Source organism: Mesorhizobium sp. M7A.F.Ca.US.006.04.2.1 (assembly GCF_004022915.1).
Taxonomy (GTDB): Bacteria; Pseudomonadota; Alphaproteobacteria; order Rhizobiales; family Rhizobiaceae; genus Mesorhizobium; species Mesorhizobium ciceri.
In genome coordinates this window covers 1-9,792 of the sequence record NZ_RZQA01000140.1, presented here as the reverse complement: position 1 = coordinate 9,792, position 9,792 = coordinate 1, and the positions used below count along the sequence as shown (strand labels likewise).

General features: G+C 59.8%; 11 protein-coding genes, 1 tRNA gene and 2 pseudogenes. 8 read left to right on the top strand and 6 right to left on the bottom strand.

Annotated elements, in window-relative coordinates; genetic code table 11:
* The 5 genes and pseudogenes from EN925_RS10360 to EN925_RS10340 form a co-directional block, all read left to right on the top strand.
* Positions 1 to 314, top strand: a pseudogene (locus tag EN925_RS10360) (carbohydrate ABC transporter permease); the annotation flags it as partial.
* Positions 311 to 604 (top strand): DUF2160 domain-containing protein, encoded by a 294-nt coding sequence (locus tag EN925_RS10355; protein WP_024503495.1) that lies wholly within the window; start codon positions 311 to 313, stop codon positions 602 to 604. The pseudogene EN925_RS10360 and the gene EN925_RS10355, both read left to right, overlap by 4 nt.
* A gap of 79 nt (positions 605 to 683) precedes the next feature.
* On the top strand, positions 684 to 2,411 hold the full coding sequence (locus EN925_RS10350; RefSeq protein WP_013531807.1) for an ABC transporter substrate-binding protein: 1,728 nt from the start codon (positions 684 to 686) through the stop codon (positions 2,409 to 2,411).
* 96 nt (positions 2,412 to 2,507) lie between these two features.
* Complete coding sequence (glpK, locus tag EN925_RS10345; protein WP_127369110.1) at positions 2,508 to 3,998, top strand: glycerol kinase GlpK; 1,491 nt, start codon at positions 2,508 to 2,510, stop codon at positions 3,996 to 3,998.
* 93 nt (positions 3,999 to 4,091) lie between these two features.
* Entirely contained in the window at positions 4,092 to 4,499 is a 408-nt protein-coding gene (locus EN925_RS10340) for a DUF6882 domain-containing protein (protein WP_224672845.1), read from the top strand.
* A gap of 86 nt (positions 4,500 to 4,585) precedes the next feature.
* Here the strand turns inward: EN925_RS10340 and EN925_RS10335 are convergent, their stop codons facing one another.
* Complete coding sequence (locus EN925_RS10335) at positions 4,586 to 5,053, bottom strand: BA14K family protein (RefSeq protein WP_127370101.1); 468 nt, start codon at positions 5,051 to 5,053, stop codon at positions 4,586 to 4,588.
* 257 nt (positions 5,054 to 5,310) lie between these two features.
* On the opposite strand from EN925_RS10335, the gene EN925_RS10330 reads away from it, so the two are divergent.
* The 3 genes from EN925_RS10330 (at position 5,311) to EN925_RS10320 (ending at position 6,912) form a co-directional block, all read left to right on the top strand.
* Positions 5,311 to 5,386 (top strand) — tRNA-Lys (locus tag EN925_RS10330).
* Between the two features lie 205 nt (positions 5,387 to 5,591).
* Positions 5,592 to 5,840: a hypothetical protein gene (locus EN925_RS10325; RefSeq protein ID WP_127370102.1), complete on the top strand. Its 249-nt coding sequence runs from the start codon at positions 5,592 to 5,594 to the stop codon at positions 5,838 to 5,840.
* Between the two features lie 142 nt (positions 5,841 to 5,982).
* The gene (locus tag EN925_RS10320; RefSeq protein WP_164766185.1) at positions 5,983 to 6,912 is read left to right on the top strand and encodes a trypsin-like peptidase domain-containing protein; all 930 of its coding nucleotides are present in this window, start codon (positions 5,983 to 5,985) and stop codon (positions 6,910 to 6,912) included.
* Between the two features lie 13 nt (positions 6,913 to 6,925).
* On the opposite strand, the gene EN925_RS10315 is transcribed toward EN925_RS10320, so the two are convergent.
* The 5 genes and pseudogenes from EN925_RS10315 to EN925_RS10295 form a co-directional block, all read right to left on the bottom strand.
* Positions 6,926 to 7,498 carry a hypothetical protein gene (locus tag EN925_RS10315; RefSeq protein ID WP_127370104.1) on the bottom strand — a complete coding sequence of 191 codons (573 nt, stop codon included), beginning with the start codon at positions 7,496 to 7,498 and terminating at the stop codon, positions 6,926 to 6,928.
* 3 nt (positions 7,499 to 7,501) lie between these two features.
* A complete protein-coding gene (locus EN925_RS10310; protein WP_127388501.1) occupies positions 7,502 to 8,245 on the bottom strand; it encodes a hypothetical protein in 744 nt (247 codons plus the stop codon).
* A 10-nt stretch (positions 8,246 to 8,255) separates the two neighbouring features.
* Positions 8,256 to 8,630, bottom strand: coding sequence for a hypothetical protein (locus EN925_RS10305; protein WP_127369719.1), 375 nt, complete (start codon positions 8,628 to 8,630; stop codon positions 8,256 to 8,258).
* Positions 8,630 to 9,037: a hypothetical protein gene (locus tag EN925_RS10300; RefSeq protein ID WP_127369718.1), complete on the bottom strand. Its 408-nt coding sequence runs from the start codon at positions 9,035 to 9,037 to the stop codon at positions 8,630 to 8,632. The genes EN925_RS10305 and EN925_RS10300 overlap by 1 nt, the downstream gene beginning before the upstream one ends.
* A gap of 7 nt (positions 9,038 to 9,044) precedes the next feature.
* A pseudogene (locus tag EN925_RS10295) lies at positions 9,045 to 9,792 on the bottom strand (hypothetical protein); the annotation flags it as partial.

The window sequence follows — 9,792 nt, the reverse complement described above, 5'->3', positions numbered from 1 at the left end:
AAACCGCCTATATCGACGGCTATTCGTTCCCGCGCTTCTTCGTCAGGATCTTCATGCCCCTGATCGCCAGCGGCATCGGCGTGGCCTGCTTCTTCTGCTTCATGTTCTCGTGGGTGGAACTGCTTATCGCCCGTACGCTGACCACCACCGACGCCAAGCCGATCGCCGCCACCATGACCCGCACGGTTTCGGCCGCTGGCATGGACTGGGGCCTGCTCGCCGCCGCCGGCGTGCTCACGTTGATCCCCGGCGCGCTCGTCATTTGGTTTGTGCGCAATTATATCGCCAAGGGCTTCGCCCTGGGGAGGGTTTGACGATGAATTTCGACCTCACCTGGATGGCGTGGACGTGGCCGACGGCGGCCTTTTTCGGGACCATCCTTCTGCTGCTTTGCGGCATGGCGGCGTGGGAATACGCCTCGCCGGGCGGCAATCCGCGCGTCGGCGTGCTGCGCTTCGAGACAACGCGCGGCGACCGTCTTTTCCTGTCGCTGCTTGGCAGCGCCTTTATCCATCTCGCTTGGTTGGGTCTTGTCGGATCCAACCTGTGGTGGGCTCTCGCTCTCTCCGTGGTCTACGCCATTGGCGTGTTCCGCTACGTATAGAGGGGGAAACTGTTGGAGCGACCGCGTGCCGGCGGCCGCTCCAGATCGCACTTGAACCTTAAAACTGTGGAGGAAACACATGCGAAGGCAATTTTTAACATCAACGACGGCCCTTGTCCTGTTGCTGGGCGTGGGCAATGCCTATGCCGGGATGGACGAGGCAAAGGCTTTCCTGGACAAGGAAATCGGCCCGCTCTCGACGCTCGACCGCGCTGGCCAGGAAGCCGAAATGCAGTGGTTCATCGATGCCGCAAAGCCTTTCGCCGGCATGGACATCAAGGTCGTTTCGGAAACCATCGCCACGCACCAGTATGAATCGCAGGTGCTGGCGCCGGCCTTTACCGCCATCACCGGTATCAAGATCACGCATGACGTCATCCAGGAAGGCGACGTCGTCGAGAAGATCCAGACCCAGATGCAGACGGGCCAGAACCTTTATGACGGCTGGGTCAACGATTCCGACCTGATCGGCACCCACTGGCGCTACCAGCAGGTGCGCAATTTGACCGACTGGATGGCGGGCGAGGGCAAGGATGTCACCAACCCGAACCTCGACCTGAAGGATTTTATCGGCACCTCGTTCACGACCGCTCCGGACAAGAAGCTCTACCAGCTTCCCGACCAGCAGTTCGCGAACCTCTACTGGTTCCGTTACGACTGGTTCAACGACGAGAAGAACAAGGCGGACTTCAAGGCCAAGTACGGCTACGACCTTGGCGTTCCCGTCAACTGGTCTGCCTATGAGGACATCGCCGAGTTCTTCACCGGCCGCGAGATCGACGGCAAGAAGGTCTATGGCCACATGGACTACGGCAAGAAGGACCCGTCGCTCGGCTGGCGGTTCACCGACGCCTGGCTGTCGATGGCCGGCAATGGCGACAAGGGCCTGCCGAACGGTCTGCCGGTCGATGAGTGGGGCATCAAGGTCGACGAGAATTCGCGTCCGGTCGGCTCCTGCACGGCGCGCGGCGGCGACACCAATGGCCCGGCCGCCGTCTACTCGATCCAGAAATACCTCGACTGGCTGAAGGCCTACGCTCCGGCGGAAGCCCAGGGCATGACCTTCTCCGAATCCGGCCCGGTTCCGGCGCAGGGCGCGGTTGCCCAGCAGATCTTCTGGTACACCGCCTTCACCGCTTCGATGGTCGATGCCGGCGCCAAGGCGGTGCTGAACGACGACGGTACGCCGAAGTGGCGCATGGCGCCGTCGCCGCATGGCGTCTACTGGAAGGACGGCATGAAGCTCGGCTATCAGGACGTCGGCTCCTGGACGCTGATGAAGTCGACCCCGACCGACCGCGCCAAGGCCGCCTGGCTCTACGCGCAGTTCGTCACCTCGAAGACTGTCGACGTGAAGAAAAGCCATGTCGGCCTGACCTTCATCCGCGAGAGCACGATCCACGACAAGAGCTTCACCGAGCGGGCTCCGAAGCTCGGCGGCCTGATCGAGTTCTACCGTTCGCCGGCCCGCGTCCAGTGGTCGCCGACCGGCACCAACGTGCCTGATTATCCAAAGCTGGCACAGCTCTGGTGGCAGGCGATCGGCGATGCGTCGTCGGGTGCCAAGACGGCGCAGGAAGCGATGGACTCGCTCTGCGGCGAGCAGGAGAAGGTCATGAGCCGCATCGAGAAATCGGGCGTCCAGGGCGATATCGGCCCGAAGATGGCCGAAGAGCATGACCTCGCCTACTGGAACGCCGACGCGGTCAAGAAAGGCAATCTCGCTCCTCAGCTGAAGATCGAGAACGAGAAGGAAAAGCCGATCACCATCAACTACGACGAACTGGTGAAGAGCTGGCAGAAGTAACCTTGGTGCCGGCGTTCGCGCCTGCATCATGAGAATAAGGGGAGGCGGCATCTTGCCGTCTCCCCTGTTTGTGTAAAAAATAAGCGGGGAGGCAGAATGACCGGATACATCCTTGCCATCGACCAGGGCACGACTTCGACCCGGGCGATCCTGTTCGACGGCCAGATGAAGCTCGTCGGCAGCGGACAGAAGGAGTTCACCCAGCATTACCCGGCCTCCGGCTGGGTCGAGCACGATCCCGAGGATATCTGGGCGAGCGTGGTGTCGACCGTGAAGGCGGCGCTGAAAAAGGCCGGCCGGGATGCATCCGACGTGGCCGCGATCGGCATCACCAACCAGCGCGAAACCGTCGTTATCTGGGACAGGGCGACCGGCAAACCGATCCACAACGCCATCGTCTGGCAGGACCGGCGCACCGCGCCGCTGTGCCAGAAACTCAAGAAGCAGGGGCTGGAGAAGACATTCACCAAAAAGACCGGCCTGCTGCTCGATCCGTATTTTTCCGGCACCAAGATCTCCTGGATGCTGGACAAGGTTAAGGGCGCCAGAAAGCGCGCCGAGAAGGGCGAGCTGCTCGCCGGCACCATCGACAGCTTCCTGATCTGGCGTCTGACCGGCGGCAAGGTCCACGCCACGGATGCCACCAACGCGTCGCGCACGCTGGTCTACAACATCGAGAAAAATGCCTGGGACGACGAACTGCTGTCGATACTGAACATCCCGGCAAAAATGCTCCCCGAGGTAAAAGATTGCGCCGATGACTATGGAATCACGGAGAAAAATCTCTTCGGCGCCGAGATAAGAATCCTCGGTGTTGCCGGCGACCAGCATGCGGCGACCATCGGCCAGGCCTGTTTCGAGCCGGGCATGATGAAATCCACCTACGGCACGGGCTGCTTTGCGCTGCTCAACACCGGCAGCGACCTTGTGCGTTCGAAGAACCGCCTCTTGACCACTATTGCCTACAGGCTGAACGGCAAGACCACTTATGCGCTGGAGGGCTCGATCTTCATTGCCGGCGCCGCGGTCCAATGGCTGCGCGACGGCATCAAGGTGATCGGCAAGGCCGCGCAAAGCGGCAAGCTGGCTGCCGAGGCTGATCCAACGCAAAACGTCTACCTGGTGCCGGCCTTCGTCGGGCTCGGCGCGCCGCATTGGGACGCCGAGGCACGCGGTGCCATTTTCGGGCTGACGCGCAATTCCGGGCCGGCGGAATTCGCCCGCGCCGCACTCGAATCCGTCGCCTACCAGACGCGCGACCTGCTCGACGCCATGCGTAAGGACTGGAAGGGAGCTTCGGCCAAGACCGTGCTGCGGGTCGACGGCGGCATGGTTGCGTCGGACTGGACCATGCAGAGGCTGGCCGACATCCTCGACGCGCCGGTCGACCGTCCGACCATCCTGGAGACGACGGCGCTGGGTGCCGCGTGGCTCGCCGGGTCGAAGGCAGGCGTGTGGCCGGATGCCAAGAAATTCGCGAAGAGCTGGGCGCTCGAGCGGAGGTTCCAGCCGGCCATGGATGGCTCCGCGCGCGCAGCCAAACTTGCTGGTTGGCGCGATGCTGTGCGCCGGACGCTGAGCGTGTAGTGAGCAGCCATCAGGGTGAGAGGAGAATGAAGCCAGACTGGTATCCTGCTTGGCGCGACGGCCGTTGAGCAACTGCATGCCAAGAATGACCGCTTGCATAGAGATTTTCGCCTCGGCAGTTGGTCACGCTATGACTATGACCTCACGGCCGGAAAGCTTCTGTTCTCGGATGAAGGAGGCGTCAAGATCGTCACTGAGATCCAGATTGCAGGCTCCACGAGCGCCAAGGCCAGCAATTGGCTGTGGGCTTGGGCAAATTCGAATTTGCCCAGCGAGCTTCTCAGCGACGCCAAGCTGGTTCGCTCCTTCGGCGAGAAGAACAGCATAGATGAGTTGGCCCAGGCCTATGTGCCCAACGCCGGCAATGACCTGGAAGCGCTGGGTTGGGAATTGACGGGAACAATGGTTCGAATTTGCCATGCTCTCGGTGCGTATCGCTCACCGCGTGGTGAGGGTGGAGCGCTCTATTTGATTTTCAAAAGTATCAGCTGGGCGAACTGACCAGCACTCTCGCGCCTGGGCACGTCGAAAAATGGCCCGCGCCGTTGCCGGCGCAGGCCATTTTTACTCGGTACTCACACTTCGGATCAGTAAGGCGAGCGGCACTCCCTGCGAGGGCCGTAATTCGGCTGGAACGTGTTGTCCGAAGTACGGTAGCTGCGATAGTGGTCGTAGCACCACTGGACGTGGGCGTTACCCCCGTAGACGCGGTTGTTTTCATTGTTGATGATTGCCCCGGTAATCAGCGCGCCGGTAGCGAAGGCCGCAAGCGGGAACCAATAATCGCCGTGACGACGGTAGCCGGGGCGATATTCGCGATAGCCGCGATGGCCATTCCAATACATGCCGCGATTGCGGGAAAAAGTGCGGTCACGCGAAAAATTGCGATTGTAGCGGTCCTTGCGCCACTCCCGGTACTGGACTGTCTGTACATCCGGCACCGCGACCTGGGACTGCGGCACATAGTTCGGTTGGGCATTAACCGACACCGCCTCCGCCGCAACGAATGTGGCGGAGAGAGCGGTCGCCAGCAGGCTCGTTGTGATTCTGTTCATTGGTCTTCTCCTCGATGGTTTGGCGGACGTCCCTGTGCCCGAAAAACGAGCGGCGCATACAATTGTTCCCCAGACTGGATGCCACCGTCAGGCATAAATGGCAGCGTTCCTTGGCCGTTCTCCCCCCGACAGCGCGTGGGACAAGTGCCGCGACAGGGCGAAGCCGCCCGTGTTTGCGAGACCTCTTTTTCCGGTTGACCGGTCGAGGCACTCTCCCTATGTTCCGCGCAATTTCGAGGGCCGCCTTTCGCCCGCGGGAGCGCGTAGCTCAGCCGGTAGAGCAACTGACTTTTAATCAGTAGGTCATGGGTTCGAATCCCATCGCGCTCACCACTCCCAAACCCAAGCAGCGCAAGGCTTTGCGGAGATTTGGCGACCGGTCTTTTTGAATTCCTTTGTGTCTTTAATAACGATTTAGTAATGGCTGGCCAGCGTGCCGGTGGAATGCATTGACTCGGCTGGTCCGCGCTATACGATTGTCCGCGAGTTCCCCGGCAACCCCTCTTCAAAATCCCGGATGAAGTAGGAGTGTGTGCCTATGAAAAGCTATTCTCGGGAGTTCGCCCTCAGCGACAACTCGGACGGTTCATCCCACAGGCTTTTGGTTTTCGGCGAATTTCCGAATGCCGAAGGGTTCGTCGGATGCCTCACGACTGCCAAAGGTGCGGAAGTTCTTATCCTCGGCCTCAATGCCACTGGAGGGAGGCCGGCAAAGTTTCGCGATTATCTGGAACGGGCCGACGCTCGCTTCCGGAGATTCAAAAAGAAGCAGGCCACAAAGGCCTAGCAGTAGCTAATCGGCCAAAACCACCGTCCCAAGCCATAGAGCCATGCGCGCCGCCCCAAGTGTGTGGGCGGCGCTGAATTGCGGAATGTGGCCCGGTAGTTTACGCAGGGAGACCCGTAATTTTCTGCATCGAGAAGAAGAAATGCCTGTCATCGTAAATTTTTGGATGGGAAGCCCACTAAGTTACATCACCACGAAAATAGAAACTTACTTCAACGATCAGGCCATCAGCAGCGCGACGGGATTCATTTTGCACCTCGCGACCAACTATTTTCTGATCACTAATTGGCATGTGTTGAGCGGTAGAAATCCGATCGACAATGCGTGCCTTTCACCAACAGCAGCAATTCCCAATCGCATTAAGTTTCATGTCGCGCTTTCCAAGAAACGGATCATCAAAGGTCGAGAGCACGAGTCGCTTTTTTTCAAACCAATGGACGTGTGGTTATTTAAGCGAAATGAACCGATCTGGATCGATAGCAAAGGTAACGACAATCAAAATGACTTTGCTGCTATCCTGATCGACAGCTACGTGCCGGAATTGAAGAGCAGGGGGCACAGCCTGCGCTCAATTGCAGGAGGCAAAGTGACAATGAAGCGTGGCGCTTCGCCGCCAGAAACTGGGCCAGTACCGGTGTCTGACGTCAGCCATTTTTACCCGGCGGTTGGATCAGAGGTTTTTGTTCTCGGCTACCCAAAAGGGATTAGTGCTGGTGGCGTGTTCCCAATATGGAAACGAGCGTCAATTGCATCGGAACCTCAGACATCCCTCACTCTAGGCGGAAAGGAATACCCGACCGCTTTCTACATTGATGCGATGACGAAGTCAGGAATGTCCGGATCGCCCGTTGTTTATTTGGGCGAAAAGGGAGACCGGCTGTTTTCGGACGACGGAGTTCAAGTCGAGCTCAAGGACGACGAGCCATTGATGGTTGGAGTCTATGCTGGCCGAGACGGTGTGTCCAAAGACGAGCACGAATTGTCGCTGGGTAGGGTCTGGAAAACGGAAGCCGTTGAGCGAATGGCCTTTGCCGCCATCGCTAGACCGCTTCACAAAAGACACACCAGCTAGAAGCCCCCTTCGGCTAGTGGCGCAACTTCAAGCCCCGGCTTAGCTGATTGAAATGGCCGCCGGCGGGGGCAGCGCGCCTTTCCAGATAAGCTGCCCCTTCGGTCTCCACGAACTGCTGGACCAGCGCGTCGACCGTTAACAGCCCTCGCTCGGTCCTAGCATGGACGACTCGCTCTTTCTTGCGGCCATCGGACTCACCGACCTCGAAATCATTTTGGCTTTCCAGTGTCGCCATGGCGCCCTCGATCAGCCCCTGTTTGACGCCAGCTTTTGCGAGCGAATGAAAGAGGGTCATACGGACGGCGTGGTCGCGTGACGCCTGCTTTTCAGCCGCCACCATCTTGGGGCCTTCAACCTTCAGCGTCTCCAGCGAAGCCGTGAGGCGGGCGATCTCAGCCTTTGCCTCCGTGACGTAGTTGGCGGCGCTGACGCACAGTATCAAATCGTAGCCCTCGCAATCGTCATCGTCCTCGTCAACAGGCCGGTAGGCGATGCGGTATTCATGCGGCACCGACGCAAGGTCGGTCTTGGTGAGCTTCATGCGTAGGCGAAGGCCTTCACCGATGTAGTGATCTGACTTGGCCATGTCTCATGCCTCCTGTTGCTGATGGGCAGCGAGCACGCTTTCGCGCTTGGAGCGCGCGGCCATGGCGGCATTGGCGAAGGTAGTGTCGCCCGCCTGCTGCACGAGTTTGATGAATGCTCCACCGCCCACATCAGACGCGACGCGCATTTTCTTCAAACGCTCCAGACGGCGCATCTCGCTCGGAAAGTGCTGGGTGCGGAATCTGTGGCGAAGGGATTCCAATTCGGCCGCCTTCATGCCGGTCGTGACTCTTGGCGCGCGCAGCACCGCACCGATGAGCGCCATATCGTTGCTCGCAAGAGCGTCGTTGATCTCCTTGGCGAGTTCATCGGGAGTCAGTGCCTTCAGCGAGGCCCGAATCTCTTGATCGTACCGCTCTCCAGCCGTGGCGTCCGGTGGGGGCGCAAACGTCACTTTCTCAAGCGACGCTATCGTCGTATCAACCTTCTCCTGAGCGGCGAGCAAGCGGGCCGCGACACGCTCGCCACTTTTGCGCGCCGCACTAGCCACTTGGATCACGGCGGCAGCTAGCGGCTGCGACCCGTCCCCGTACACAGTCTCAGCGAGAGCGACCAGCGCGTGGGCCTCCTCGCGAGCTACCTTCATCGCCGCCGATAGAGCGACATGCTCCAGGTCAGGTTCGGGCTTCGTATTGCCGATCTGCCTCTCGGCGAAATGGTCGATCGTCCGCTCATCGATGGAGGGCGAGACGTGCAATTTCAGTTCCTGTTCGGCAACGCTTGCCATGTGACTTCTCCTACACTTTTCTATTTTCAAGGACGAGCAAGGCGAAGCTGGCGCGAGACACGCCCGCCTGAATCTCGACAAATCCGCCGCTTGCCAATTGCTTGGAGCGGGGTGCCAGCATGATGCGCGCGACATGCTCTTCGCGCTCTAAGCACTGGAAGGTCCCCTTGAGACCGTTGATCGTCACCGGCTCGCCGATCTCGAAGACAGGGCTTTCCACCGCGATCAGCATTTCGGCATCCTTTTGGACGCCGGTGAAACTGCCATCGGAGTTTTTGCGGATCAGCTTCGCATCCTGCCCGCCGCTGGGGTTGCCAACGAAGCCCAGGATGCACCAGCGCAACCCTGATCCCGCCACGACGATATCGCCGACTTGCACGGTCATCAGATTGCTCCCATCAGTTTGGCTTCGGTCCAATCAGCCTCGGGGGAGATGTCGTGTCCGACCATCAGATTGAAGGCGAGGCGCCAGCGCATTATCCATTCGGTGCTGCCGTTTTCGCGCCGCAACTTGATGAACTGGTCGCGCTCTTCGACCACGGCAAATGGCTCGTCACCGTAGAGCGTGTACACGTCGCCCTGATCAATCTCCGTGGTGCCCAGCCACCCCATGAAGATGTCGTTCTCCGACTCCAGCGCGTAGACGATATCGTCGCCATAGGGTGTCGGCTCAGGGCGCACTAGGAACGCGTGACGCCCGTCATGCAGCCCCTCGATGTCAACAGCATCAAGCAGAAACGCGACCACCCATTTGTGGCCCAGCGTGGTTTGAACTACGTCGCCTTCGCGCATGCTGTCCTCACATCGGAATGGCTGTGGTTGTGGTCTTCGTGTGACGTCGGTTGCGAGCGATGACAGCCAGGCATCCAGCGACGGCATTCGCCACGTCGTCATGCCCATTGGGGTTGTGATCGATCGTCTCGCGGCCACCGCTCGTCACGCGGCGCTGCATGCCGACGAGCTGCGACACCAGCTTGGAATGATCCAGAAGCTGGATCGAGCGGCTGTTCAACATCGGCAAAAAGTTCAGGAACAGCTCGCTCTTGTTGAGCGGCGACTTGATGTATCGGATGCCATACCGGTCGAAGGCGTCGACGACCCACTGAGCCGCGTAGTTGTCGCCATAGACTGAATCGCAGCCATACGTCTTGAGCGTCGCGGCGAACTTCATCACGACCTGTTCGGGGCGGAACGGCGGCTTCACCTCGTCCACCAAATCCAGAATGATCAGGTCTTTTCCAAGCTGCTGGTCGTCCAGCCCGTCATGTCCGATGCCCAACGTGAAACTGTCGGTGCCACTGCCGCCAGCCGGGTCGCAGAAGGCCGTGTAGGGCTGGCGCAGAGCGTTGGGCAGAATTGCTGCCAGACCCGCAGCTACGCACGCTTGCACGACGGCAAGGTCCACAAAGGCCGCCAAGTCCTCTCGGAACTCGCCCAGATACTCGGCCCGCGCGGCAGCAGCATCGCGTTCCAGTGCACGCGTCACGACACGCTGCGATAGGCTCGGATTGAAGTCGCGGCTTGCACCCCTCGCGACAAGGATAAGG